Origin of the sequence: Actinomyces gaoshouyii, from assembly GCF_002072175.1 — a bacterium.
In the GTDB taxonomy this organism is placed as follows: Bacteria; Actinomycetota; Actinomycetes; order Actinomycetales; family Actinomycetaceae; genus Actinomyces; species Actinomyces gaoshouyii.
This window is the reverse complement of sequence record NZ_MVIV01000020.1, coordinates 1-524: the sequence shown is the minus strand read 5'-3', so window position 1 is coordinate 524 and position 524 is coordinate 1. Positions and strand designations below refer to the sequence as shown.

1 protein-coding gene is annotated in these 524 nt (G+C 62.0%); it reads right to left on the bottom strand.

Going from position 1 to position 524, the window contains the following annotated elements; translation table 11 throughout:
• Positions 1-9 precede the first annotated feature (9 nt).
• The coding region (locus B1H50_RS10095) for a zinc transporter (RefSeq protein WP_198939989.1) at positions 10-524 on the bottom strand (515 nt) is incomplete at its 5' end.

The window sequence follows — 524 nt, the reverse complement described above, 5'->3', positions numbered from 1 at the left end:
TGGGGTGGGTTAGTGGTTGTGGTGGTGTTGGGTGTCGTTGGTGAGGTAGGGGGTGAGGCGGTGGATGGTTAGGGGTGGGGTGGTTTGGGTGGTGGTGATGTAGCCGGTGATGGGTTTCCAGTTGGTGGTGTTGGTGGGTTTGTATCGTGCGGTCCAGGTGGTGGTCAGGGTGATGGTGGTGTTGTTGTTGGTGGTGGTGTATTGGTGGGTGATGGTGTGGTTGGGGTAGGGGTGTCCGGGGTCGGTGGTGGTTGTGGTGGTGTTGTCTCCCCAGTTCCAGGTGTAGGTGGTGGGGGTGGCTTCGATGTCGATGGTGGTGTTGGCTATGGTGGTGGTTAGTGTGCGGGTGGCGGGGTTGGTGTGGGCGATCAGGGGCATGTGGAGCAAGATGGTGTTCCCGGGTGGTTGTAGGGTGATGCCTGAGCCGTCGACGATGAGGGTGGCTATGTCGTGGGCGGTGACGATCAGTGGTGGCGGTGTCGTGGTGGCCGGGTCGGGTGCGGGTGCTGTGGGGCGTGTGGGGG